We start from the raw sequence: 24,791 nt of genomic DNA on the forward strand, positions 1-24,791 counted from the left end.
ATCCTTCTTCCGGTGCAATAAGCAGCAAGCTCAGGCGGTACCCGGCACCGGGGCTTTCGCCACCGGCCCCGGCTCACAGGGGCCAATGCGCCGCCCGAGGGGGTAACGGCGTCGGTCCGGTGCCGGGCACCGAAACCGACCGTAAAGCCGCTAAAACGCCAGCTGGGCGTGGAAATTTAGGTTTCCGTTTTATTTATACGAAAACCCATATATTCTGCGGGGGAACGGTTTTCAGCTAGACAGCTTGGGCAAATAAGCCGACAATCGGGGACGCTGGATATGTATATGACAACCGGCGAAGTCATCCGCCGGATCAGGAAATCTATCGGGATGACCCAGGCAGAGCTGGGAGATTTGCTCAACTTCTCTCAGCCCGCAATCTCGGGCTTGGAGCGCGGCGGCCCCGCCTCACACGACGTCCGTGTCCTGCGACTCGTCGCACGCGCGCTTCAGGTTCCGCTTGCCATACTGGTAGTGGAGTCGGACGAGGAGGCAGACGTGGACCGTCGCAACTTCTTCAGAGCAGGGGCACTCGGAGGCGCAGGCGCCGCCATGGTCGCGGCGAACGTGCCAGCCCACTCTGCATCATCCGGGATAAAGGTCGGTGCCAGCGACGTCGCTCAAATCACGGACAGTATCAACCAGATTCACGAGTTGGATCTGGTTGTCGGCGGTGACCGGCTCTGCCATCTAGCGGCTGGCCAGGCCCGCTACGTCCAGCAGCTGCTGGACAGCGGCAGCTACAACGAGGACACCGGCAAAGCGCTGGCCACAGCCACCGCAGAGATGATGACCGCCGCAGGATGGGTGCACTACGACGCGGACCGCCGAAACGCCGCCCGCCGCTATTACGCCGACGCAGCCCAGACGTCTGCCGCAGCAGGCGACGGGATCGCCACATCGCACGCGTTGCTCAACGCCAGCATTATCGACCTGGATACGGACGGGCTGGAAGGACTTCCCGGCCGTCAGCCACGTCCGCAGGACTCAGTACATCTGACACAGGCCGCGCAGGATGCCGCTCGTCGCAGCGGTGGCCCGAAGGTGCGCGCACTGACCACTCTTCGCGAGGCACAAGCTCTGGGTGCCGCTTCTGATATGCCAGCGATGGAGAAAGCACTTAGCCGGGCGCACCGCGCGTACGAGTCCGGACGAGGGTATGACCCCGACTGGGCATGGCTGCCCGAAGCGGAGTTCAACGGACTAGCTGGCATCTCCTACATGGAAGCTGGCGACTACGACAGGGCTGTGACTTACTTGCAGCAGGCTGTTGCCGGTACCGCGCAATGGCCCCGTGAGCGAAGCGTGTGGCAGCTCGACCTGGCACAGAGCTACATCAAGGCTGGCGATGCTGCCCACGGCTGTTCGCTGCTTACGGCGAACTTCAACAGCATCAGCGCGGTTGGGTCCGCTCGATTACAACGCAAGTTGGATGCAATCGCGAGTGCCGTACGGCCGCATGCCGCGGTCGCAGAGGTGAAGCAGTTCCTGGGGATGCGCGCAACACTCGCGTAATCCGGACGCACTGAGATCATTCCGACTTTGTCGGAGCGCCGACAGCTGCTACGTGTTCGCCTCCTTGTAGGACCTGATCGGTCTTCGTCTCAATTCGTGCGGGTTGCCGAGACAGTGGCCAATCCGCCGGGTTGGTCGGATCGCATCAAATGTGCCGCCTTCCAATCGATTCCGGACGGCGCGGCCTCGAGGACGCTGGCGAGCAGCCCGAGACGTGCTGCGCGCAGTGTTGAGTTGTCGGTCATGACGAGGATGTCGTCAAAGAAGTCCCGCAGAGCTACGGCTAATGGCGCGGCAGTCACGACCCACGCCGACAGCGGTTGGTGGCGGGTGTGGTCAAGGCTGCTGATTACTTTGATCAGTTGTTGCTCGGCCGGTGCGGTGAGCTGGGCTGGGTCGTAGCTGGCGGGAGAGTCTGGCGGCAGGATCCGGACGATGCGCTGCAGCCCCTCGACGAGCTCGGCGAATTGTGGGCCGTGGTGGCTGCGGGCGTTGTCGATTTCGGCGCGCAAGTGGTCGGCTCGTTGGGGGTTGCCTGCGGCGGGCCTGACGGCATCGATGACCACAGTGGGTGTGTCTTCGTCGCGGAGTCGTTGTTCGTAGCGGGTGATGAGAAGGTCCTCGGCGGTGTCGAGGGCAGTGTCGTCGACGGTGATGCCTTGCTTCCGCAGGGCGTTGGCGGCGGCTTTGAGTCCGTCTCGGTAGGTGAGGGTTTCGAGTTCGGGGTGCTCACGCAGGATTCGGACGATGCCGAGTGCGGCGCGGCGCAGTCCGTATGGGTCGGATGTGCCGGTGAGTTTGGCTCCGATGGCCAGCATTGAAGTGAGCAGGTCGAATCGGTCGGAGATCGCCAGTAGCGCGCCTGGCGAGGTCGTGGGCAGTTGGTCAGTGTGGTGCCGTGGAAGTTCTGTCTCGAATAGCGCTTGGGCAATGGCGGCGGGTTCGTCGGCCTTGGTGGCGTATTCGCGGGCCATGGTTCCGGCGAGGGAGGTCATTTCGATGACCATGTGGGTGGCGAGGTCGAACTTCACCAGTTCACCGGCTCGTGCAAGCGTCGCGGAGTCGCTGGCGGACAGGGTGATTCGTTGCGCGATTTCGCGACTGATGTCGGCGATCCGGTCGGCGCGGTCGGCCATGGTTCCGAGGCGTTGTTCGAAGGTGAGTTCGGTCAGCTGGGCTCGGAATTGGTCTGGGGTGGTATGGAGGTCGGTGTTCCAGAAGAACGCAGCGTCCTCGAAGCGGGCGCGCAGAACGCTCTCGTTGCCGTCGCGGACGACTTGGGGATCGCAGGTGCCGTTGGCGAGGGTGACGAACATCGGCAGCAGGGCACCGGAGTGGTCGCGGACGGGCAGGTAGCGCTGATGCTTGCGCATGACGGTGGTCAGGATCTGCTCGGGCAGTTGAAGATACTTCTCATCGAATCGGCCGAGGACGCCGAGCGGTGTTTCCACGAGGTTGGTGATCTCGTCGACCAAGTCGCCCTCGGTGGCGAAGTCGATGACCGCATCATGTTCGCCTGCGAGCTCGGCTGCCGTCCCGATGACCGCGTCGCGGCGTTCGGCGCGGTCGATGAGGATGCCTTCGTGGCGCATCACCGACTCGTAGTCGGCGGCTCGGTCGATGCTGATCTCGGGCTGCTCGGTGTGGCGGTGGCCGCGGGTGGTTCGGTCGGCGAGCAGTGCGCCCGCGGTGACGGGAAGCACCGTCGTGTCGAGCAGGGCCAGCAGCCATCGGATGGGGCGGCTGAAGGTGAGGAGGGGGTCGTTCCAGCGCATGTTCTTGTCCGACCGGCGCCCGATCACCACCTGCGAGAGCAAGGTGGTGAGGATATCGGCGGCGGTGCGGCCGGTGCGTTTGGTTTCGATGGCGAGGTATTCGATGCCATTGGCTTCGATGCGGGTCAGGTCTGCAGCGGCGGCCTGCTGGGCGTTGAGGAAGCCGTCCAACGCACGTGTGGGGGTGCCGTCACTGGTGTAGGCGGCGCTGGTCTTGGGGCCGCGTTGTGTTCGGACACTGTCGGGTTCGCGGTCGGCGACGTCATCGATGCGCACGACGATTCGACGTGGGGTGGCGTCCACGCGGATCGGCCCGTGGGTGAGATTTGTGTCGGCGAGTAGCCGAGTCAGGTCTTGTTCGACGCTGGTCGCAGTGGCGTCGACGACGTGCGGTGGCAGTTCCTCGGTTCCGATCTCGAACACCAGAAGTCCACCACCAGAGGGGATTTCAGCGGGATCGATTGGGGGTGTGGCGAGTGGGAGGGGTTGGTAGAGGCCGCGCGGGTGCTGGGCTTCGGCGCGCAGCTCGGTCCAGAGGGCGGCGACGGCGCGGGATTGATTGCGCATGGTGGCGAACCGATTGGCGCGTTCGGTAGTGGAAATAGCGCCGCGGGCGTCGAGGACGTTGAAGGCGTGGGAGCTTTTGAGCACGAAGCTGTGTGCCGGGATCGGCAACCGCAATTCCAGCAGTCGTTCGGCTTCGCGAGAGTAGATGTCGAGCAGTTCGCGGGTGGCGTCGATGTCGGCGTCGTCGAGGTAGTAGCGCGACATCTCGTATTCGGATTGTCCGAGGAATTCACCGTAGGTGACACCGGGCGCGTACAGCAGGTCTTTGAAATGGGTGACCTTCTGTACGGTCATGAGGATGCGTTCGAGGCCGTAGGTGATCTCGACGGGGACGGGGTCGAGGGTGTGCCCGCCAACCTGCTGGAAGTAGGTGAACTGGGTGATCTCCATGCCGTCGAGCCAGACTTCCCACCCCAATCCCCAAGCGCCGATGGCGGGTTGGGCCCAGTTGTCTTCGACGAACCGGACGTCATGTGCATCCAGATCGATGCCGAGCGCAGTGAGTGACCCGAGGTAGAGCTCTTGCGGGTTGCCGGGTTCGGGTTTGATGATGACCTGGAACTGGGTGTGGGTTTGCAGCCGGTTGGGGTTCTGGCCGTAGCGACTGTCGTCGGGCCGGACCGAGGGCTCGACGTAGGCGACCTTCCAAGGTTCCGGGCCCAGCACGCTGAGCAGGGTGGCCGGATTCATCGTTCCCGCACCGACTTCGGTGTTGAACGGTTGGGCGATCACGCAACCATGACCGGCCCAGTAGTTCTGGAGACGGAGGATCGCTTCTTGCATGGACAGAGTCGGCTGGGACCCTGCGCGGAAGGATGCGGCGTCGGCCATCGCGCGATCCTATCCGCTGATCCGGGTGTTGGATGCGCTGCCCAGAGTTGGCATTCCCAGTCCTGTGACCTTCCGTGGGTTGAAGAAGCTCGGCAGGTGGCAGCCGCCGCGGCACGCTTCGGCGACCGCGCAGCCCGCGCAGGTATCGCGCATGGTCACGGCCGCGTGGACGTGCTCGGTCAGCGTCGGCCACAGCTCGGCGACGCGTTGCTCGGCGAGGCGGCCGAAGTAGACGTTGCTGTGTGGACAGTTGCGTAGTTGTCCGTCGTAGCTGACGCTGGCCCATACCAGCCCGGATTCGCAGTGGCCGACGATCTGTGAAAACCGCAGCGCCAGAGTGGGGTCATCAGCATGCAGCGGCGTGTCGGTGTCGCTGGTGCACAGCTTCTGGGCGCACGGCCACGCCACCGTCATGCCGGGGCATTCTGTGGCGGTGAGGTGGTCGATTTCCCTCATCAGCGGCAGGGTTACCGACACCGGGACTCCGTAGCGGTCGTCGTTTCGGCCGGTCGGTACGTAGCGCATGACGCCGAACTCGCGGACGCCGATGCTGTGCACGTCGCGGATGACATCCATTGCGCCGCTGATGTTTTCCTTGACCAGAGTTAGTTCGGCAACCACGTTGATGCCCGCGTCCTGGAGCAGACGCATCGCGGTGATGGCTTTGTCGTAGGCGCGGGGATGGCCGGTGAGTAAGTTGTGCTGGTCGCGGTCGCCATGGATGGATACCAGGGCGCAGCGCACGTTCGCGGACGCGAGGCGGGTGGCGCGCTCGGCGGTGATGAAGTGGCCGTTGGTGAATATCACCTGGTACAGGCCGAGTCGGCCACCGTATTCGAAGATGTCCATGGCGTCGGGGTGCAGCAGCGTCTCCCCACCGCTGTAGCGGATGACGAAGCAACCTTTCTCGGCGCATTCGTCCAGGATCGCGGTGGCCAGGTTAGTGGGGATGTGTTTCTCGGGTAGCTCACGTACCGCGCGTCGTAGGTCGTGGTCTGACATCGTCGGATCGATTTTCCACACGTTGTAGCAGAAGCCGCAGTTCCAGTTGCAGACGGCGGTCAGCTCGAGCTCGAGACGTAACGGGAAATCCAAAGTGGTGTCGAACCGCTTGTCGATCTCGTGCACTGATCCACCGTGCGATTCGGACTTGGAACTCTCGGGTGTGGTGAGAGTGGTGGCGAGGGCGTCGAGGTCGGTGGCGACGACATCGGCATCGGCGTTGTACCGATGGCTGATGTTGCCGATGACGGTCGCTCGGTCGGCGCCGGAAAAGATCTGCGCCACCATGTCTTTGGCGACCTTGTTGCGCAGTCGATGGAATGTGCCGGAGTGCGGGTCGAACAACAGACCCAAGTCGCGCCGGTATCGCAATGTCGCGGGAAGGGATTCGATCGCTGTGGTCATCATGCCGCCCTGCTCGCGGCAAGTGGAGTCAGTTGGTCGAGCACTCCACGGACATCGGCTCTGACTTGGGCCAGTGGTGCCTGATATTCCGCCGCCACGATGGCAGCAATAGCCTCCACGTCATGGCCGTCGTAGGCGAGATCGACGACTCGCTCTGCGGTCGCGTTGCTAACACGTATGCACCTGTCGGTTTGCCACTCGTGCAACAGCTTCAGTTCGCGGTTGTAGCGGTAGTGGCGCAAGATCCACTGCGGGCTGCCTGCCTCGGCTTCGTCGATCGCACGATAAATCGCCGTTGCCTCGTAGAGATGATCACGCACAGAAGGCCGTCGCAGTAGCCGCTGCGCGTACTGGCCGACGTTGTCGTCGGCAATCTCGATCCGCCAACCGATTATCTGCTGGAAGTACGTCGACAGCAGGACATCGGCCAAGCTGAACTCCCCGACTACGAAGGGGCCGCCGCTGTTGTCGAGTAGCGCGGCCACGGTGTCGCACACCCAGTGCGCTTGTTCGATCGCTTCCGGGTCCGGTTGCGATGGACGTTGTGGGCGAATCGCTTTCGCGTAGGTGGGCCCGTTCATGAGCAGCGGGAGATCGTGTGTAGCCCATGCGCACACCGACCGGATGACCGCGCGTTGCGCCAGGCTCGCCCCGGTCAGACGCACTCCCGATTCCGGGGCGAGTTCATCCAGGTATTCGGCGATCGACACCACGTCGGTGGCGACGGCACGCGTGCTGGTGTCAACCAGAATCGGCACGCGCGGTAGCAGTTCCGCTACCGACCCGGCGAGTACTTTTTCGGTGTCGAATAGCTGGAGGTCGGTGAACCGGCACTGGCAGCCAACCTGTGCTTCGCGTTCTTCGGGGATGTCGCCGACGATCAGCACTCCGTCCGGCGTTTCGGTGGTCGGCCAGTCCAGCTCGATTCGACGCTCCTCGAAGGGGAGACGCTTCTCCTGCAAGGCGATTCGGCCCCGCATCGACCAGCCCGAGAAGTGCAGGTCCCCGACATAGAGGATCAGCATTCAGATCTCCTTCGGTAGCTTTATCACGGGAGCCGAGGCGGAGGCGACATCCGATATTTCGTATCGCCCCGCCCGGCTCAGCTGCGATCAGTTGCACTGACGGCTGATAATTTCCTTGGTCTCCACCTTCGGCGACTCGTACTCATCGACATCGGCGGCCGCGGTCTGTTCACGCATGACTTCTCCTCCCTTCCAACACATCTGAGGGGCACGCACGTTCGAGTCTTCTCTGCCTGCCCGCGCCGAGCTATCCCGTCTACCGGCCGTATTTCTGGACACTCGTACCTCGGTGTGGACAGATCCTGGACAGCGGAGATTGTCGCCGGCAGAGATGGTCGACGTCGCTGGCATTGGCTGTGGACATATCGTGGACAGATGGCGCATAGTGCTCTGCCCTCGGTCGACCACGTGAAGGAGTGCTTGATCAAGCTGCGCCAGGGGCCGGGGCTGTCGCGGCCTACGACACTGCTGACCGCGCTCGACGAGCCGGTTCGCGCCTACCTCAGTCGCGGGCATAACTGTGAACCCGGCTCCGCTGCCCAAATCGCGGTGTTGGCCGACACGATCAGCGCCGCGATCGACCGACTCGCGGACGACGAACGACTCTATGCCCAAGTCGATTTCAATCTGCTCCCCGAGCACCGGTTCACTACACTCACCGACCGCCAAGAATCGCTCGCCAACCGCCAGAAATGCGCCACCAAGACCATTCGACGCCACGCCGCCCGAGCCCTCGACACCCTCGCTTACCTGCTGCTGGCGTCGCCAGCCGATCTCGTTGTTCAATCGCCGACTCAATCCGGAGCCTCGTCGGCGAAGGAGGTTGAGCGTGGCGACCCCGCTCACGCGGTTCGCACCTTCTGGCATCTGGACCCCGGTGCCCGGGTAGATATCGTGTGCTCTGAGATCCCGCCCGACGAACGCCCGGAGTACGCCTCGCCCGCCGACCGTAACTACTTGCGGTATGCGAAGTTCGCCGATCTGGACACGCTCATCTTCGTTCGAACCCGCCTAGGCCAACTAGCGCCGACAGTCGTGGTCCGCGACTTCGCGCCCTCGGAACATTTCGACACCCACGCTGACGTACTGATCGTTATCGGTGGCCCACCATGGAATGCCAAATATCGAGAATTCCTGCCGCAGTTACCATTTCACTTCGAGCCGCATCCACTCGGCGAGGACGACCCGCTCGTCGTACCCACCCTCGGCGACCTCACACTTGCCCCACGCTGGACTGCCCATAGTGAACTGATCGAAGACCTCGCGGTATTCACCAGACTGATCCTGCAAGGCACCACGGTTTTCCTGCTCGGCGGCTGCCTCACGCTCGGTGTTCTCGGCGCGGCCCGCTGTCTGCTCGACACCGAGCGCGCTCATCCGAACGCTCGCTACCTCACCGACCGAATCGGAGACGACGACTTCGTGCTGGTCACCGAAGCCCGCCGCATCGGCGGAATCACCGACGTCGCCGACTTCACCGTCATCGAGCCGCTCCTACTGCTGTCGCGAGCCGCTGGAGAGGACTTCGGCGTCGTCATCGACAACACTAAACGCTTTACCTGCCAACACAATCCACCCAGGCACACCCAGTGATCGAAGAAGACTCCATCGCCACCTACATCGTGAACCTCCCACGACGATCTGACCGACGAGCCTGGATCCAAACCCACCTCCGAGCCAGCCTGCCCGTGACCTACACCTCGGACTGGGACACCGTCTTCGACGGCCACGAGCTCACCCTCACCGACCTACATGGCCGGGGATTCAAGCTCTTCGACTGGCAGACCGACTCCGACAACCCATGGTGGAACAGACCCCTCAAGTACGGCGAAATCGGCTGCACCCTGGCTCATCTGGCGTGCTGGGCCCACGCTGCCGAACACAGCAACGCGCCCTACACCCTCATTCTCGAGGACGACGCCGTTCTCGATACCGACTTCACCGATTTCCTCACCACCGGCTTGCACAGCCTCCACCAACAGGCCGTGCCATTCGATCTGCTCTACCTCGGCCGATATCCTCTTGAGCCCGACGATCCCGCCCCAGCGCCGGGCTTCGTCCGCCCCGGATACAGCCACTGCAGCTACGCCTACCTGCTCACCCGCCGAGCCCTCTCCACGGTCTTGGCGTCCAGGCTCGCGCAGGCGATCGTCCCCATCGACGAGTTCCTGCCCGCGCTGTACCTCCCGCACCCGCGGCCAGATATGCGAGCTCGGTTCCCACCCCAACTCGCCGCCCTCGCCTTCGATCCACCCCTGGCCACACAACGGCCCAAGACAGAAGCTGGGAGCGACACCGAGGACTCCGCCTTCATCAACACCAGCCGGGCCGAGACTTCCAGTGCTCGATGAGCGGGCCGAGTCGTTTGCCGGTCCATTGTCCGATCGGAGTGTGCGTATCGACCTGAGTCACAATGTGTTCGGGTGGAACGTCCTTGGTCACCACGGCACCCGCCGCGATATAGCTACGAGGCCCGATCCGCACCCCACCGATCACCCGTGCGCCGAACCCGACGACGGAATCTTCCTCGATAACCGGCGATTCCTCATCGACACCCCACCAACCCAGATCCGGGCGGGTGTACTCGTGCACCAGGTCGCCCATCACAGTTGACCGACTTCCGATAACCGTGGCATCGCACACGAACCCAGCCACGCACGCATCCTCGCCGACGTGCACTCGGTCGCACACGTATGCGCCGTGAACCACTCTCGTCCGGTCACCGATGACGCAGCCGTAGCCGATGCGGGAACGATCTTCCAGCACGCAGTCCGCACCCAGCACGGTCCCCTCGTTCACCACCACCTGGTTGAACAGCAGGCAACGGTCTCCGACCACGACAGGTTCGCCGATCGTATGCTGCCCACGTTGCGCGTCGCGGATGCGGGCCTCCTTCGGGTACCCGAGTGTGCAGTGTTCTCCGACGATGACGGCTTCGCCGAGCCGGATCGGCGCATACAGTTGCGAGATCTTCACGCCCGTCACGACATCGACTGTTCGGCCAGCCAATCAACGGTTGTACCGATCGCTTGGTCTTCGCGCTCCCGCGAGTCGAACCCGTGATCTGAACCAGCAATGGTGTGCAGCGTGGTATGCGATCGCGAGTGCGCGGCCTCGGCGGCGATGTCGTAAGACACTGCTGTGTCGTGGTCGCCATGCACGATCAGCGTCGGCACGTCCACGGCGAGGAAGTCTTCCAGCGGGTGGTAGTGCGCGAACTCGGTGAACAGGACACGGCCGAGCTGGAACGTATCGTCGATTAGCAGAAAACCGTTGTCGGCCAAGTGTTTCTGCCCAATGGCACCGAAATTCTCCTCACCCCACGCCAGCTCCGGAACCAGAAAGGTACGCCGCAGATCCAGCACCGGATTCCACAACACCAGCCGATAGAGGTCCTCAAGCCATGACATCGACAGCGCCGTGGAAACGGCGCCGAAGCTGGCTGCCACAATCGACATCGGTTGCCCGACGAATCGCTGCCGGACCGCGGTCACCGCGGCCTGCAGATCCAGGCACTCACCAGCGATCGTCACTCCTTGCTGAGTTCCACCGCTGCTCCCGTGTCCGCGGAAGGAGAACCGCGCGACATTGAAGCCCTGCGATACCAACCGCTGCGCCAATCGGATGAACATTCCCCCGCCCTCATCCATGTCGACGGTGATGCCGTGTACCAACAGCACCACTCCGAGCGCGGGCTCGACCGCGGTGCGGTGGACCGCGAAGTCCAGCCGGATGCCGTCGACAGAGGTCAATTCGAGGCGTTCCATCGGTCAGCTCCCGTTCACTCGGCCCCTGGCATCGACCACAGGCTGTCCATCGTCTCGTGCGACACCGCCGCGTTCAACTCCGCCGCCGACGCGAATGCCATGTTCACAATCGTGCGTCGCCCGCGCCGGATCGGGTGCACCCGATGCAACGTCGTGTTCGTCCGCATCAAATACACATCTCCCGCGCCGACCATCAACTTGTGTACCGCTCGATCCTGCACGAGCCGGGCTACCTCTGGCTGCGTCTTGTCCCAGACCGTGTCCGGGATGCACTCCACGAACCCACCGTCGCCAATCGGTGGACATTCCGCCACCCACACCAACGCGAAACTGTAATCGTCCCAATGCCATCCATGCGTATCACCGGCACGCTCCAACCTGGTGATCACGAACTGCTCAGGCTCGTACGGACACCGAAATACCGGTCCCCCGGTCACCGCCGACAGCAGCTGTGTCATCATCGCGGAGTCGTAGATCGCCTCGATCACCGAACCTTCGCGGGCGATATCGGCCCGAGTCACGTTCCGCATCCGCCGCGGCGTGTACCCGGTCGCGGCGAAGACGAGATCACGCCGGACACCCGCGTCCTCGACCAACCGGAGAGCTTCTGCCGCGACCGCCGACCGTAGCTGAGCAGGTATCAGCCGTGACATCGCGACGTAGCCTGTGCGCTCGAACTCTCTGCACTCCATAGTGATCCCCGCATCATCGGCCAGTACCTGAACGCCGCACCCGCCCAATTCTGCCTGCGGCCACACCCATCGCTGATCCGCTACCAAGTCCCCTCCACATGTTCGGTCGCCGCACTTCTGCCGCCACGCGTCATCCATACACTGGGCTCCTGGGCGGGGAGTGTCCGATAAATGGCGGATCTGGTCCCGGTGTTGGTTAATTACCGGTTGGGTTGATCCGGCCTTCGAAGGTGATCGCGAACGCGTTCAATGCGGGCTTCCACCTCATCGCCCATCGTGCCCGACCACGGCCAGCGGGGTCCAGCGATCGCGTCACCAGATACAGGCATTTGAGGGCGGCTTGTTCGGTCGGGAAGTGTCCGCGGGCGCGGATCGCACGCCGGTAGCGGGGCGTTCAATGATTCAATTGTTATCTGCAGTGTCTCCAAGGGTGTCTTCGATGTGGAGCACGTGCTGTTGAACTGCTCAGTTCTGCGTGCTGGATGTGGTTATCTACCGCGGTCCAGGAGGCAGATCTCAGGGAGGCGGAGTGCTTGTTACGCGGGTGGTTTCGCCGGTCTCGTCGCGTGAGTCATGGACCGTTCTCGGTGATGACGACCGACCGTTGGGGCCGGTAGAGCGGTATCTGGCGTATTTGACCGATATCGAGCGGTCCCCGAACACGGTCAAGGCGTATGCCCACGATCTGAAGGACTGGTTCGAGTTCCTAACCTTCCGTGGCCTGGATTGGCGGGAAGTACGTTTGGAAGACCTCGGTGGGTTCGTCGGCTGGCTGCGACTGCCACCTGCAGCGCGAGACGGCGGGGTCATGATGTTGCCGTCAGTGGCGCACCATTGCACGGAATCGACTGTGAACCGCAAGCTTTCGGCGTTGAGTGCGTTCTATCTCCACGCCGTGCGCCATGGCGTTGATGTTGGTGACCTGCTGGTGTCCTGGCAGCCGGCGGGTCGCGGCAGGGGCGGCTGGAAGCCGTTTCTGCATCACATCAGCAAGGGCGACCCGGTCAAAGCACGAACCATCAAGCTGAAGGCGCCGAAGAAGCTGCCGCGCGTGCTCGATGTCGTTGAAGCGCAAGCGATCCTGGATTCCTGCGGGCGTTTGCGGGACCGCTTCCTTTTCGCGGTGCTGCATGAGACCGGTGTCAGGATCGGTGAAGCCTTGGGGCTTCGGCACGAAGACATCGCCGCTGCCGAGCGCGAGTTGACGGTATGTCCACGGGACAACGACAACGGAGCTCGCACGAAATCATCGACCTCGCGCAGCGTTCCGATCAGCGCCGAGCTGGTCCGGTTATATGCCGATTACCTGCATGAGGAATACGGTGATCTCGACAGCGACTATGTGTTCGTCAACCTTTGGGGGCGCCCGCACGGGCGCCCGATGACCTACTCGAACGTCTATGACCTGGTCGGGCGTCTGCGCCGCCGCACTGGCATCGACTTCGACCCGCATTGGTGGCGTCACACCGCCGCGACCCGTCTACTTCGAGATGGCGTCCCGATCGAGGTGGTGTCGCGCATCCTTGGCCACGTCGACATCACCACCACCGAAACGGTTTACGGGCATCTCACCGTCGAAGACGCTCGCCGAGTGTTGGAGCGGGCGGGCTGGTTCAACGATCAGGAGGTGCGCTGGTGAACAAGCCTGTCACGAAGTCCGCACCCGCCGCCGCGCCGGGGATGCTGGCGAAACTGATGGCAGCGGTGAGGCCCGAATTCCGCCGCACCACATTGCAGTTCGCCGCCGAGGATCCTGTGTTCGGTGGAGGTCGATGCCGCGTCGAACAATGCGAGCGAACTGCACGCTCGCGCGGGTTATGTCCCGGTCATCATCAACGCTGGGCCGACGCCGGTCGGCCCGATCTCGACGTTTTCGCCGCATCGACCGACCACCGTTGGGCGCGGCAGCGTCCGAACATGCGCTGCCGGGTGCCTGGCTGCGGTTACGGCTGCGCGCGCGGCGGAATGTGTCAGCTACATGCCCAGCGATGGGTTCGGGCGGGTCGCCCCGACCTGCAACAGTGGTTGGCCGAACCGCTGCCGTTCAAGCGGCCCGCACCGGGAGTGACCTGCGCGATCACGTGTTGTGACCTCTGGCCGAAGGCGCAAGGCCCATTCTGTCATCCCCATGCCGCCACCTGGAAGGTCAACGGACGACCCGATATTGGCGAGTTCGTTCGACGCTTTGACGACATCCAGATTCCGAGCGGGGAGACTATCCGGCTCGATGAACTCGAGGTCGGGATGCGGCTGGAGATGCAATACGTCTTGCAACACCGTCACGACCAGCGCGAAGGCACCATCACCCCGGACACGGTGATGAGGGTGGTGCGCCTGCTGGCCAACTCGACGGCGTCGTCGCTACTGGACCTCGACGAATCCGCCTGGCGCGCTCTGGCCGGCGAATGCTGGCCACGTGACACACGATCTATCGGTTTCCTGAACTACGCTCGCCGCGTCGTCGAGGATCTCGCCGAGCCGACCGGGTGGGAAACCGAGTATCCACGCGATGTCTGGCGCATGCACCGGCTGGGTTTCGATGGTCGAAGAATGTTGCGGTTCAACGGTATTGCTCAGCCATGGCTGAAAGAATTGGCCAAGCGATGGGTTCGCTGGCGGTTGTCGACCGGGCTCGGGCTCGAAGCCGGCGGCGGACGCCCAGTCCTGGCGATCACCCGATTCTCCCGATTTCTGGACCGCGTCGGCGTCACCGAGATCGCCGAGGTGACTCGGCCGGTTCTGGAGCGATATCTGGCTGACCTGCGCGGCGAACCCGGCGGCCCTCATCGCCAGGGCACCCAAATTGGTCTGCTCAACGGCTTGTTCGCCGCCATCCGCCAACATCGTTGGGACACAAGACTTCCCGCCGAAGCGTCCTTCTTCACAGAGGACTATCCCAAACGCGACGAACGAGCACCCCGAGCGTTGCCCGACAACGTGATGGCCCTGCTCGAACAGCCCGACAACCTCGACCGCTGGGACAACCCCACCTACCGGCTGATCACGCTCACCCTCATGCGCTGCGGACTGCGGATCACCGACACGACGCGCCTGCGCGGCGACTGCGTCGTCACCGACGCCGACGGCGCACCCTATCTGCGCTACTTCAACCACAAAATGAAACGCGACGCCCTGGTCCCTATCGACGAGGAACTCCGCGAACTGATCAACGGGCAGCGACAGCGCGTTCTCCAACGATGGCAGGCCAGCACCCCGTGGTTGTTTCCGCGCCTAACCAAGAACATCACCGGTGAGCACCCCATCGGCAGTTCCACCTACCGGCTGGCGCTCTATCGCTGGCTCGAGCACTGCGATATCCGCGACGAACACCGCGCCCGGGTGCGCCTGACCCCGCATCAATGGCGTCACACTCTGGGCACCCGGCTCATCAACCGTGACGTCCCCCAAGAGGTCGTCCGCAAGATCCTCGACCACGACTCGCCGCAGATGACCGCGCACTACGCCCGCCTGCACGACACGACCGTCCGCCGGCACTGGGAAGCGGCCCGAAAGGTCGACATCAACGGCGACACGGTCAGACTCGACCCGGATGGTCCGCTGGCAGAGGCAGCCTGGGCCAAACAGCGGATCGGCCGCGTCACACAGGCCCTGCCTAACGGGTTCTGCGGTCTGCCGGTCCAGAAGAACTGCCCGCATGCCAACGCGTGTCTGACCTGCCCCATGTTCATCACAACACCGGAATTCCTTCCCCAGCACCGCAATCAGCGTCAACAGGTTCTGCAGATCATCGACGCCGCCGAGGCCCGCGGCCAGCAGCGCCTCGCCGAGATGAACCGGGGCGTGCTGACCAACCTCAACCAGATCATCGGCGCCCTCGACGACGAAACCCGAAGCAACACGAAGGCGGTCCCCGATGCGAGTTGACAACACCGCACACCTGATCACCGCCGCCCAACGCCGTCACGAGCTGACCCGCGCCAAGGCCATCCAAGCTCTTCACGAGCTCGATCAAGCAGGAACAGCGATCACCTTCGAAGCGGTCGCCCAGCACGCCGATGTCTCCCGCTCCTGGCTTTACAGCCAGCCCGACATCAAAGACGAAATCCAGAGAATCCGCGCCAGCCAAGGCCCAAACATCAAGGCTGCCATACCATCTCGCCGGCGAAGCAGTGATCAATCGCTGCGTCAGCGGCTCGACATCGCCAACACCCGCATCCGCCAGCTCACCGAGGAGAACCAGAAACTTCGCCGCCAGCTCGAACAGACCCTCGGACACCTTCGCGCCGAGCGATCAACGAAACCAGCTGCACAGCATCGCAATCCGATAACGATCGGACCGTGCTGAAAGGTCGACGCAGCGGCTACGCCGCTGCGTCGACAACACCATCCAAAACACGTCCGCGCTGGCCACAGCACCACACCGACCTCGGACTAGAGATAACGATCGCGTTGGTGGAGCATATGATTCGTCGTATCTCGACGTCGTAGTCGAGGAACGGCACGAACTCTGTCCATGCGTTCTCCCACAACCGCACGATCGCCGGGTACTGCCCGCCCCATTTGGTGGCGAACTCGCCGAAGCGTTCGGCGGCGGCCGTTTCGGTCGGGGCGGTGTAGACCGGTTTGAGATCGCGGCTCATCTCGGCCCAATACTTGCGGGATGCGTAACGGAATGTGTTGCGCAGCAAGTGAATTACGCACGTCTGCACGACAGTTCGTTCCCACACGGTGTTGATGGCCTCCGGCAGCCCCTTCAGGCCGTCGCAGACCGCGATGCACACATCGGTCACACCGCGGTTCTTGATCTCGGTCAACACTTGAAGCCAGAATTTCGCGCCTTCACCGCCGTCGCCAGCCCACAGTCCGAGGATGTCGCGTTCCCCGGCACAGGCCACGCCGATGACCACATAGATGGGCCTGTTGGTGACCTGACCATCCCTGACCTTTACGTGGATGGCATCGATGAAGATCACCGGATACACCCGCTCGAGCGGCCGGTTGCACCATTCGGCCATCTCACCGATCACCTTGTCGGTGATCCGGGAGACGGTGTCGCGTGAGACCGACGCGCCATAGATCTCCTCGAAATGGGCCGAGACCTCGCCGGTGGTCAACCCTTTCGCGGTCAACGACAATACGATCTCGTCGATACCGTTCAGGCGCCGCTGCCGCTTGCGCACGATCTGAGGGTCGAACGTCGAGGCGGTGTCGCGAGGGACGTCGATCTCGACCGACCCGATTTCGGTCAGCACTGTCTTGGACCGAGTTCCGTTGCGGGAATTGCCAGTTCCGCGACCGACCGGGTCGTGCTTCTCATAACCGACATGCTCGGTCATCTCCGCTTCCAGGGCGGTCTCGAGCACGGTCTTGGTCAGCTGGTTCAGCAACCCGCCCGGGCCGACCAAATCCACGCCCTGCTCCTTGGCCTGGGCCAACAACTGCTCGGCCAGCTTCTTGGTGTCCACAGCCTCTTTCGCCACGGACTCGATGGTCTCCGACATCAGTCGATCCTTCCTGCCGAACCATCAGGTTCGGGCCAGTCAGACCGAGATCAGATCCGCCGAAGATCAGACAGTCCCCCTGGGCGTGATTGATGAGTATGGTCGCTCGGGTGGGGATACTTCCAGAGTCGGTAAAAGCCGCATTGAATCGCACTGTGGAGACCTCGGCGGGACGTGGCGTCGTGGTGGTATGTGGATTTCCTGGCTCTGGAAAGTCCACGGCCGCAGCGTATCTCGCTGTGCGGTCGCATGCGAGCGTGTTGGACAAGGACAGTTTCGCGCCGCGCCTCGAACAGGACGTGATGCGGGCTTTGGGTGGTGATCCGTTCGACCGCGACAGCGATGTCTATCGATCGGTGGTGTCTCCCGGCATCTATGACGGGCTGGTCCGTACCGGGCTCGGGATCGGCATCCGGCATCCGGTGGTATTGGACGCACCGTTTCTTTCAGTGATCCGACAGGCGGCTGATATCGGTGTTTCACTGGCGCAGCATCTGCGAATGAAGGTATCCGTACCGGAATCGCTTACGGTGCAAACGATATGGATCGACAGCTCAGCTGCGCAAATCAGGGAGCGCATGATCGCCCGCGGCGCCGAGCGCGACGCACCGAAACTCGCCGACTGGGATAGCTATCGGTCGAAGGTCCTCGACAGCGATCTGCGCGAAATCGCGCACACCGTGGTGGATGTCGTCACCAACAACTGAGTTGTGGCAGTGATCGACAGACCCGCGCGTCTCCAATGACGGCTGGAGCGCAGCAGCGCGCGGCCTCACAATGGTGCGATGGGGAGATCGCGGGCACCGCGAAACGAATCATGTGTGGCCAACCGCCGCGGCAGCCTCCGGGGTCGTAGCTCCAGTCGGATCCCGTGCTCGCGCAAGATCAGTCGCACCCATGCCTGTCCGAGTTGGACGCGCAGATCCTCTGGGGCGATGCCTATGTCGCGCAACGTCGCGCGTTCTTCACCGTCCATACCCGGTTCGACGGTATCGGGCCGCGCGTGGTTCCGGGCGGCATGTGGATGTCCGGTGTCCGTCCTGGCAATCGCATGCTCGATCCGGCTGTCGAGTGGTACCAGCGCGGAACCGGGCGGTTGCGCGCTGCGTCATATAGTTCAGGGCGAGTTGCATGACGGAGGGAGGCGGGGGTGTCCGGGGAACTCCAGGTCGAGGTGGACCGGTTACGTGAGGCGGCGCGGTTTACTGCCGGGAAAGCACAAACCATCCGAGACGAACTCAGCAAACTCGACGACACGATCGGCAAAGAGCTGCTCGTCGACGGCTGGCACGGAAAAGCGGCCAGCGCCTACGACGAGTCGTGGGTGGAATGGAAGCACGGTGCCGAGACGGTGATCGCCGCGTTGGAGCAGTCCGCGGCGAGCCTGTCCGAGGCTGCGATCCAGTACGAACTGCGGGATACGACGAACAGTGACGCGATTACCGGGTTGCAGGGGTTGGATCTGCCGTGACCAGTGAGGACAGCTACCGGGTCGATCTGGAGCAGCTCGATGCCGCGATAGACACGATGGACAAGTTCGGCCGCAGTGTGGAGGACTGGCTGGGTGAGGTCGATCGACATATCGCTGATTTGCATCTGACGTGGTCGAGCCAGGCGGCGTCAGCGCAGCGGGTGGCGCACGAAAAGTGGGTGGCCGGGGTGAATGAGATGCGGGAAAACCTCGACGAACTCCGCGATGTCGCCAAGACCGCGCACCAAAACTACAGTGCCGCAATCGAAACCAACACCGGAATGTGGCCCTGATGGCGCCTCCTGTGCAGGTGGATCCGCAGGGGTTCACCAAGGCCGCCGAGGTGTATGAGGGCGTGCACAACGCGTTGACCTACAACGTCGACACGTTGAGCAAGGTGTTGGCCGGGGCCGGTGGGAGCGCGGGCTCGGACAACGCCGGGCGGAAATGGACCAACGACTACGACCCGGCCGCGTGGAGCACCGTCGACGCGCTGGGTGATCTCGCGTTGGCGGTCGGGCAGATGCATGACCTGCTGCAGTTCACTGCTGCTAACCACGCCAACGCGAATTCGCAGTCGGCGCCGGAACCGAATCCGAATGACCTGGTATTTCCGCCGGGAACGCTCAAGGTTTACAACCCGCCCGAGCCTCCGGCCGCGTATGGCGGCCATGACGCGGAGCCGACGGGCTGGTCCTTAGTCCGTGACTGGGTTCAGGGCGAGGTGTGGCCGAACGGTCACCCGGATGTGCTGCGCAAGATGGCCGCGGCGTGGCGGACGATGGCCAATGGTCTTCGTGTATCGGCGGCCCCGTTGCCGACAGCGCGGGAGCTGATCGAGGCGCAGCAGAGTCCGGAGACCGAGCAGGCGCTCGAGCAGGCCGACATCGTCAAAGGTGAGTTCGAGTCGCTGGCGGGGGTGTGTGAGGAACTCGCGACTTCCTGTGACTCGTATGCGAATTCGGTTGAGCAGACCAAGAGCGCGATCAAACGCGCACTGGTCGAGCTCGTGGCGTTGGTGGCGGTGGATCAAGCCTTCGGCTGGATCGCGGCCCCGTTCACCGGCGGCGGATCGGCATTCGCGGCCCAAGGCGGGATGGCGATCGCGATCAGCGTCTACGGGGCGCGCATCGCGACGATGATTCGCGCCCTGGTGGGTGTGGTCGAGACCGTGCGCGTTCCGGTCGCGGTGTCCCAAGCCCTCGCCCGCGGCTCGGAAGCGTTGATCCCGCTGATCGAGGCGCGACCGGCACTCGCCGCCGCGGATGGTGCGGTCGCGCCGGGGCCGTTCACCTCGTGGGCGAAGCTTCGCCGCCCGAATCTGTGGAAGCCGACCAAGGACACGATCGTCAACAACACCGAAAAGTGGCGAAGACCTGGCGATGCCACCGAGGACTTCTATACCGTCAAGTCCGAGCCCCGAGTCAAAGTGCCGATCGAGAAGAACTACGACAAACACCCCGAGATCACCCAGCTACCCAAGGATCCGAAGGGCCAATACTACATCGACGAAGCCAACGGGGTCCGATACCCGGTCAAGCCGGGCTGGGACTTCGGCCACAACAGCGGCTATGAGAACCGGAAACTGATCGCCGACGCACAAGCCAACGGCTGGACCCAGGAACAGCTGGATAAGCAGGTCAACAGCCACCCTGACTGGTTCCACATCGAGGATTCAACCGGAAACCGAAGCGGTAGAAGGGAACTGAAGTAGATGACCCAACGCGACGAATGGGGCCGTACCCCACTGCATTACGCCGCCCTGCATGGCGATCTCGACGCCATCGAGCACCTGCTCGCCACCGAGGACGTCAACGTCCGCGACAACGACGACTGGACCCCTTTGCATTTCGCCGCACAGGAAGCCAACCCTGCGGCCGCGGAACGGCTGCTCGATGCCGGGGCCGACGTCGACGCACTTACCGCAAAAGGGATGCCCGCGATCTACTGGGCTGCCACGGCCAACGGCGGCGACCCTGTCGCCACGATACGGCTGCTGCGGGCCCGCGGCGCCGATCCTACGAAACCGACGATAAAGGACGACTATTTCCCGCCTCAGAGCCCCTTGCACTTCATCAGTGAGACCACCAATAAACCCCACATCAAAGCCGAGTTCGCGGACCTGCTGTGACCGATGCCCCTGACATCGACGCCGCGATCGAGGAAATGAAAACCAAAGCCACGCAAGTACAAGCAGCGCTGGCCAAGATCCGCGGCAGCGGCACTGCCGCCAACGGCGCCATCACCGCGATCGTCGACTCGGGCGGGCACCTACGCGATCTCAAGCTCGGCCGCGGTGCCCTGCAATGGGGAGACAAGCTCGCGAGCATGATCCTGCAAGCGACCGCCGCCGCCGAGCAAGACGTAGCGGCGAAAGTAGAGCGAGCGATGCGTCCGCTCACACAAGACCACCGGGTCGAGGCCGGGTTGCGAACGATCCGCGAAACACTCGGCCAAGCCGAGCCCACGGCGCTCACCCCGACGGCGATGACTGAAGAGGAAATCCAAGCCGCCGACGACGCCTACTACGAGCGCATGAATCAACAAGGCTGGAGCCGGTAGTCACGTCCGCCTGGTACCTGCTGCGACCCAAACACAACGCCTTTACGCGGCTTCGTGCCGACAAGCGGATCGGTGATCTCGATCAGTCATCGCCGGGCGGTGGCGGATCGTAGGCCCGCGCCGGGTCCGCCAGATACTCCAGATCGCGCAGCCGCAAGACGACGGCCCATCCGACATCGCCGGGTTCGTACCGGAGTCCAGGCGTGTGCAGAAAATCGACCACCTGCTCGACTTGCTCCCGCGACGGCGGCGAGGTCATTTCGGCGCAGACCGCCCGATAGACCTCGGCGACCGTGAGGTCGCTGCCTGGCGGGATCGCGTCAACGACCACTGTGACTAACCGTTCGATGGTTGGGTCCATACTGTTCCTCCTGTCCGGCAAGAGCACCTGCGGTCGAGCGGCGGGGTGTAGACCACGGCGCTGTATCGGCGGCAGGCGTGTGTTCGGTGCCCGCTCCGACCGGGCGCGACGCATGGGGTCCAGCCGACAAGGACTCTGTTGGCGCCGAGGATGTGGCCCGCTGAGCAGCGCACGGGCGCGGGCTCGACCCATCCGCGTTCGGTGCGGACGAGCTGATCGGGCGGTACGACTTTGCCGTCGACGGTGTAGAGCAGACGGGCGGTCATCCATCAAGAATACCGCGCGGTTCGAACATAATTTCGAATACTATCCGGTTTGTTCTCGTGTCGGTGCAATCCAGGCATCTGTGGCGACAAGGCCACAGTTGTCACCGATCGAACCCGGTGACCTTGGAGTGCAGACTGAGGTACAGGTGGCTGTTGTCACTGGGGACAGGTCAGGCGAACTATCGCATAGGCCGGACCGCAACCGAGGGATCTGGGAGTCGAGATATCTCGGCAAAGACCATTGCTACCAAGGAGAATTCGATCTGGGTGGCTGCTATGTCAGGCGATCGAGCGCGGAAATCGCGCCTTGGTGGCCGACGTCGGCGGCGCGTTGGAACCAGTACTCGGCTTCGGGCGAGCCGAAAGAGTTCACCATGACCCCCAGAAGGTAATTCGCGTCAGGGTGGCCATCGTCAGCGGCCCGACGCAACCACACGCCCGCCTCGCTCGATCTGCGATTGAGCAGCAGTACACCCAGGTTGTGCATGGATTCGGTGTGGTCCTGTGCGGCAGCAGTTCGCCACCAATGCTCGGCTTCGTCAGCATGTCCGCTGCCTACAAGGTGCAACGCAAGGCCGTTCATCCCTTCAGGATTGCCGAGGGTCGCGGCCTTCCGCCACCACCGCTCGGCATCGGCATTACGGCCCTGTTGCTTCAACAGGATCGCGACGTTGTCCATCGCGTACGCATCTCCGGCGGCTGCGGCACGGGTCCACCATCTCTCGGCTTCGCTGAGCCGACTTCGCTCATGCATTAACCAGCCGAGACGAGACATAGCCTCACGATGACTGAGTTCCGCGGCACGGCGAATCCAGGCTTCTGCCTCGTTGGCCTGCCCTGCTTCCCGCAGGTGCATGCCGAGGGCGTACATGGCGTCAGGGTCGCCAGCATCGGCCGCGCGACCAAGCCAGGCCTGCCTCGCGACATGATCGCCGCGCTCGTCGGCGAACATCGCCATGAACGTCATCGCTTCAGCATGGCCTGCCTGCGCCGCTCGGTGCAGCCAGTGTTCAGCTTCGTCGAAGTCGCTCCAACCGCCCAATCGCACCCCGAGCCGGTACATTGCGTCGACGTCACCGGCGTGCGCTGCGCTTCGTAACTCGGTGTGGTCCCCAGCGACCATTTCCCCTAGCTGCGTAATGCGGCGGGAGCCGCCAGCCTCGCCAGCGCGACACCAAAGCTCTACAGCCTGCTCCATGCGCCGATTCAGCATCGCATGCGTCCCGACGGTGGCAAGGACACCAGGCTCTGCATCCCGAGTTCCCCGGTGCCAAAACGACTTCGGAATCGGTCGCGCGGGCCTGAGGTCATCGCCGTTGTCGGCGGCCACAAGATATTCGAAGGCCCGGTAGGCGAGCGTTCCGTTGTGGAGGCGAGTTGTCACTAGCGGAGCGATTCGGCCGGCACCTTGCGGGCGTTGCCGTGCGACCCCGATCGCGGTGAGTATGTCCTCACCGCTCATCTCAAGGTCCGGGCGCAAGTCCTCGATTGTGTCGAGTGCCAATTCGAGCAACGCGGACTCCGGCACTGGATCGACGCGCCCGATCCGCGCCCAATCGACAGCTACCTCAAGCACAGCACGTAGAGCCGGATTGCCATAAAGTGCGTCGTCGTAGCGCTGGAGCATATCCGGTGCGCCCGAGAGGATCTCGCCCAAACCATACCCGGCCAGATTCAGTTGCGGGTAGGCCGCCGCCGCGGCCGCTTGCTCCTCAGGGTCATCGCTGGTCGGCCGTAACGTAATCTCCTCGGCCTGTTCGAGCACCATTCGGATGTCGTAGCTGAATTCACCAGCATCCCCGCGCAGCAGCCGCCGCTGGTCGTTGCGGAGGGTTGCAACCACGACTGTAGGAGAATTGCGCGCCAGCAAACGATTCAGCACCACAGATGTCAATCCTTGAGTGCTCACCAAGAACCGCTCGACGTCGTCGAGCCACACAACAATCGTTGCCGTGCTGTCGAGAAAAGCCCGGCAACCGGGAACACGAAAAAGCGATTCTGGTGTCGGAACGAGGATCCTGGCCTCAGGCATGCGAGTCCGGACCGCTTCGAAGAGGCTACGGGTTTTTCCCGCCTTGGACGGCCCGCTTACGATCGCCATCCGCTGCCCGTGCAACGCGGCCGCGAGTCGCTCGTCGACGTTGCCGCGCGTGCGGCATACGTACGGATCGGTGGTTCCAGTGCTGCCTATCTCTCCGTAACACGATGGTGTGGCACCGAGCTTGTATGGATCGAGGTCAGCGATTCTCGGTAGGTCACCGTCGTCTGCCAAACAGCAGACCAACTGTGCCAGATCCGCCTCAGAATCGTGTGCCGCACCTCCCTGATTGATCGTCAGATCTCGCCCAACAACAATGTGCGACAGCGATATCGGGCCGCCATGGCCGTGCTGCGCAGCGGAGTGTCGCTCTACCGCGGCGCCGGAGGAGGGTGAGGCGGTTCGTGTAGTCCAGTGTGGACACCGACGATGGAGAGCTTGCCATCGACCGTGAGATCCTGCGCCTCTAACAACGCGCCCGCTGATGTGCTGTCTCTGATCTCAGCTTCGCCAAGCTTTGATCGCAGGAACTTCACTGCGGTGACCTGCGGCGGCGGCGCAGTATGGGCGGCGTCACGGCTGTGGTCGTCATCGATGAGCTGCACCAACCGACGCAACCGGTGCAGTAGCTCCTCGTCATCGCCTGCACCTGCATGTTGCAGTTCCTGGGCCAGTTCGGCATGCTGCGCTTCCAACTCCGGTTGGGCTTCGACGCCAGTCAGATCCACCGAATGATATCTGCGAGTTATTAGTTCCCGCACCGACCCGTAGGCGTCGATCACCGCCTGTTTGGAGGTGTCGGTCAGGCCAGCGGCCGCTCCCGCGGCGATCGCCGCGGCCATCAAGGTCACCGGGTCCACTCGCCAAACCTCCTGTTGGACAACCTGCTTAGACAAGAACCCCACTGAACCAAGTTTCCGCCGACAACGCAACTGTAGGTTCGGGGCTGAATATACCTCTGCTGGCGAGGTTTTCGGCGAGATGTCTACTGACACGGTGACTTCCCACTCCGCGTCGGTTGGAGTGCTGACCGCATCCGCGGGGATGGCCGA

20 protein-coding genes and 3 pseudogenes are annotated in these 24,791 nt (G+C 63.2%); 12 read left to right on the forward strand and 11 right to left on the reverse strand.

What is annotated here, in order from left to right; translation table 11 throughout:
• Positions 1–285: 285 nt before the first annotated feature.
• On the forward strand, positions 286–1,515 hold the full coding sequence (locus tag ACHQ4I_RS30360) for an NsdA family TPR-like regulatory protein (RefSeq protein WP_420775309.1): 1,230 nt from the start codon (positions 286–288) through the stop codon (positions 1,513–1,515).
• A gap of 89 nt (positions 1,516–1,604) precedes the next feature.
• Here ACHQ4I_RS30360 and ACHQ4I_RS30365 read toward each other — a convergent pair whose 3' ends face one another.
• From ACHQ4I_RS30365 to ACHQ4I_RS30375, 3 genes and pseudogenes are all read right to left on the reverse strand, one after another.
• Positions 1,605–4,688, reverse strand: coding sequence for a glycine--tRNA ligase (locus ACHQ4I_RS30365; protein WP_420775310.1), 3,084 nt, complete (start codon positions 4,686–4,688; stop codon positions 1,605–1,607).
• Between the two features lie 93 nt (positions 4,689–4,781).
• Positions 4,782–6,098 (reverse strand): annotated as a pseudogene (locus ACHQ4I_RS30370) (radical SAM protein); the annotation flags it as partial.
• Positions 6,095–7,120, reverse strand: coding sequence for a glutathione S-transferase family protein (locus ACHQ4I_RS30375; RefSeq protein WP_420775311.1), 1,026 nt, complete (start codon positions 7,118–7,120; stop codon positions 6,095–6,097). The pseudogene ACHQ4I_RS30370 and the gene ACHQ4I_RS30375, both read right to left, overlap by 4 nt.
• Before the next feature lie 375 nt (positions 7,121–7,495).
• On the opposite strand from ACHQ4I_RS30375, the gene ACHQ4I_RS30380 reads away from it, so the two are divergent.
• Together ACHQ4I_RS30380 and ACHQ4I_RS30385 are read left to right on the forward strand one after the other, a co-directional pair.
• Positions 7,496–8,713, forward strand: coding sequence for a hypothetical protein (locus tag ACHQ4I_RS30380; protein ID WP_420775312.1), 1,218 nt, complete (start codon positions 7,496–7,498; stop codon positions 8,711–8,713).
• Positions 8,710–9,471 carry a glycosyltransferase family 25 protein gene (locus ACHQ4I_RS30385; RefSeq protein ID WP_420775313.1) on the forward strand — a complete coding sequence of 254 codons (762 nt, stop codon included), beginning with the start codon at positions 8,710–8,712 and terminating at the stop codon, positions 9,469–9,471. Before ACHQ4I_RS30380 ends, ACHQ4I_RS30385 begins: the two co-directional genes overlap by 4 nt.
• Here the strand turns inward: ACHQ4I_RS30385 and ACHQ4I_RS30390 are convergent.
• From ACHQ4I_RS30390 to ACHQ4I_RS30405, 4 genes and pseudogenes are all read right to left on the reverse strand, one after another.
• Positions 9,434–10,105, reverse strand: coding sequence for a DapH/DapD/GlmU-related protein (locus tag ACHQ4I_RS30390; protein ID WP_420775314.1), 672 nt, complete (start codon positions 10,103–10,105; stop codon positions 9,434–9,436). The two genes, ACHQ4I_RS30385 and ACHQ4I_RS30390, sit on opposite strands and share 38 nt — an antisense overlap.
• Positions 10,102–10,887 (reverse strand): alpha/beta hydrolase family protein, encoded by a 786-nt coding sequence (locus ACHQ4I_RS30395; protein WP_420775315.1) that lies wholly within the window; start codon positions 10,885–10,887, stop codon positions 10,102–10,104. The genes ACHQ4I_RS30390 and ACHQ4I_RS30395 overlap by 4 nt, the downstream gene beginning before the upstream one ends.
• A 14-nt stretch (positions 10,888–10,901) precedes the next feature.
• A complete protein-coding gene (locus ACHQ4I_RS30400; RefSeq protein ID WP_420775316.1) occupies positions 10,902–11,717 on the reverse strand; it encodes a HalD/BesD family halogenase in 816 nt (271 codons plus the stop codon).
• A 58-nt stretch (positions 11,718–11,775) separates the two neighbouring features.
• Positions 11,776–11,986: pseudogene (locus ACHQ4I_RS30405) on the reverse strand (transposase); the annotation flags it as partial.
• A gap of 122 nt (positions 11,987–12,108) precedes the next feature.
• Between ACHQ4I_RS30405 and ACHQ4I_RS30410 the strand changes: the two are divergent.
• The 3 genes from ACHQ4I_RS30410 to ACHQ4I_RS30420 are packed head-to-tail and all read left to right on the forward strand — an operon-like array spanning position 12,109 to position 15,885.
• Positions 12,109–13,218: a site-specific integrase gene (locus ACHQ4I_RS30410; RefSeq protein WP_420775317.1), complete on the forward strand. Its 1,110-nt coding sequence runs from the start codon at positions 12,109–12,111 to the stop codon at positions 13,216–13,218.
• Between the two features lie 56 nt (positions 13,219–13,274).
• Complete coding sequence (locus tag ACHQ4I_RS30415) at positions 13,275–15,464, forward strand: tyrosine-type recombinase/integrase (RefSeq protein ID WP_420775539.1); 2,190 nt, start codon at positions 13,275–13,277, stop codon at positions 15,462–15,464.
• Positions 15,454–15,885, forward strand: a complete 432-nt coding sequence (locus ACHQ4I_RS30420; protein ID WP_420775318.1) for a DUF6262 family protein — start codon at positions 15,454–15,456, stop codon at positions 15,883–15,885. The genes ACHQ4I_RS30415 and ACHQ4I_RS30420 overlap by 11 nt, the downstream gene beginning before the upstream one ends.
• Positions 15,886–15,982: 97 nt before the next feature.
• Here ACHQ4I_RS30420 and ACHQ4I_RS30425 read toward each other — a convergent pair.
• Positions 15,983–17,041 (reverse strand): annotated as a pseudogene (locus ACHQ4I_RS30425) (IS256 family transposase); the annotation flags it as partial.
• Positions 17,042–17,139: 98 nt separating this feature from the next.
• On the opposite strand from ACHQ4I_RS30425, the gene ACHQ4I_RS30430 reads away from it, so the two are divergent.
• The 6 genes from ACHQ4I_RS30430 to ACHQ4I_RS30455 all read left to right on the forward strand — a co-directional run bounded on the left by ACHQ4I_RS30430 (position 17,140) and on the right by ACHQ4I_RS30455 (position 21,074).
• A complete protein-coding gene (locus ACHQ4I_RS30430; protein WP_420775540.1) occupies positions 17,140–17,748 on the forward strand; it encodes an AAA family ATPase in 609 nt (202 codons plus the stop codon).
• Between the two features lie 443 nt (positions 17,749–18,191).
• Entirely contained in the window at positions 18,192–18,512 is a 321-nt protein-coding gene (locus ACHQ4I_RS30435; RefSeq protein ID WP_420775319.1) for a WXG100 family type VII secretion target, read from the forward strand.
• Positions 18,509–18,805, forward strand: a complete 297-nt coding sequence (locus tag ACHQ4I_RS30440) for a WXG100 family type VII secretion target (RefSeq protein ID WP_420775320.1) — start codon at positions 18,509–18,511, stop codon at positions 18,803–18,805. Before ACHQ4I_RS30435 ends, ACHQ4I_RS30440 begins: the two co-directional genes overlap by 4 nt.
• Positions 18,805–20,226 carry a WXG100-like domain-containing protein gene (locus ACHQ4I_RS30445; protein WP_420775321.1) on the forward strand — a complete coding sequence of 474 codons (1,422 nt, stop codon included), beginning with the start codon at positions 18,805–18,807 and terminating at the stop codon, positions 20,224–20,226. Before ACHQ4I_RS30440 ends, ACHQ4I_RS30445 begins: the two co-directional genes overlap by 1 nt.
• The gene (locus ACHQ4I_RS30450; protein ID WP_420775322.1) at positions 20,227–20,643 is read left to right on the forward strand and encodes an ankyrin repeat domain-containing protein; all 417 of its coding nucleotides are present in this window, start codon (positions 20,227–20,229) and stop codon (positions 20,641–20,643) included.
• On the forward strand, positions 20,640–21,074 hold the full coding sequence (locus ACHQ4I_RS30455) for a YbaB/EbfC family nucleoid-associated protein (protein ID WP_420775323.1): 435 nt from the start codon (positions 20,640–20,642) through the stop codon (positions 21,072–21,074). The genes ACHQ4I_RS30450 and ACHQ4I_RS30455 overlap by 4 nt, the downstream gene beginning before the upstream one ends.
• An 82-nt stretch (positions 21,075–21,156) precedes the next feature.
• On the opposite strand, the gene ACHQ4I_RS30460 is transcribed toward ACHQ4I_RS30455, so the two are convergent.
• From ACHQ4I_RS30460 to ACHQ4I_RS30470, 3 genes are all read right to left on the reverse strand, one after another.
• The gene (locus ACHQ4I_RS30460) at positions 21,157–21,435 is read right to left on the reverse strand and encodes a hypothetical protein (RefSeq protein ID WP_420775324.1); all 279 of its coding nucleotides are present in this window, start codon (positions 21,433–21,435) and stop codon (positions 21,157–21,159) included.
• 540 nt (positions 21,436–21,975) lie between these two features.
• The gene (locus ACHQ4I_RS30465) at positions 21,976–23,802 is read right to left on the reverse strand and encodes a tetratricopeptide repeat protein (RefSeq protein ID WP_420775325.1); all 1,827 of its coding nucleotides are present in this window, start codon (positions 23,800–23,802) and stop codon (positions 21,976–21,978) included.
• Positions 23,803–24,110: 308 nt separating this feature from the next.
• Entirely contained in the window at positions 24,111–24,599 is a 489-nt protein-coding gene (locus tag ACHQ4I_RS30470) for a hypothetical protein (RefSeq protein WP_420775326.1), read from the reverse strand.
• Positions 24,600–24,791: the final 192 nt, after the last annotated feature.

Source organism: Nocardia nepalensis (genome assembly GCF_048910785.1).
Taxonomy (GTDB): domain Bacteria; phylum Actinomycetota; class Actinomycetes; order Mycobacteriales; family Mycobacteriaceae; genus Nocardia; species Nocardia nepalensis.

Bases quoted from the DNA above. Each gene is read 5' to 3' on its own strand.
- ACHQ4I_RS30395 (WP_420775315.1), bottom strand. From the start codon at position 10,887: ATGGAACGCCTCGAATTGACCTCTGTCGACGGCATCCGGCTGGACTTC.
- ACHQ4I_RS30400 (WP_420775316.1), bottom strand. From the start codon at position 11,717: ATGGATGACGCGTGGCGGCAGAAGTGCGGCGACCGAACATGTGGAGGG.
- ACHQ4I_RS30365 (WP_420775310.1), bottom strand. From the start codon at position 4,688: ATGGCCGACGCCGCATCCTTCCGCGCAGGGTCCCAGCCGACTCTGTCC.
- ACHQ4I_RS30360 (WP_420775309.1), top strand. From the start codon at position 286: ATGACAACCGGCGAAGTCATCCGCCGGATCAGGAAATCTATCGGGATG.
- ACHQ4I_RS30375 (WP_420775311.1), bottom strand. From the start codon at position 7,120: ATGCTGATCCTCTATGTCGGGGACCTGCACTTCTCGGGCTGGTCGATG.
- ACHQ4I_RS30380 (WP_420775312.1), top strand. From the start codon at position 7,496: ATGGCGCATAGTGCTCTGCCCTCGGTCGACCACGTGAAGGAGTGCTTG.
- ACHQ4I_RS30460 (WP_420775324.1), bottom strand. From the start codon at position 21,435: ATGGACCCAACCATCGAACGGTTAGTCACAGTGGTCGTTGACGCGATC.
- ACHQ4I_RS30465 (WP_420775325.1), bottom strand. From the start codon at position 23,802: ATGGCGATCGTAAGCGGGCCGTCCAAGGCGGGAAAAACCCGTAGCCTC.
- ACHQ4I_RS30445 (WP_420775321.1), top strand. From the start codon at position 18,805: ATGGCGCCTCCTGTGCAGGTGGATCCGCAGGGGTTCACCAAGGCCGCC.
- ACHQ4I_RS30450 (WP_420775322.1), top strand. From the start codon at position 20,227: ATGACCCAACGCGACGAATGGGGCCGTACCCCACTGCATTACGCCGCC.
- ACHQ4I_RS30420 (WP_420775318.1), top strand. From the start codon at position 15,454: ATGCGAGTTGACAACACCGCACACCTGATCACCGCCGCCCAACGCCGT.
- ACHQ4I_RS30430 (WP_420775540.1), top strand. From the start codon at position 17,140: ATGGTCGCTCGGGTGGGGATACTTCCAGAGTCGGTAAAAGCCGCATTG.
- ACHQ4I_RS30415 (WP_420775539.1), top strand. From the start codon at position 13,275: ATGGCAGCGGTGAGGCCCGAATTCCGCCGCACCACATTGCAGTTCGCC.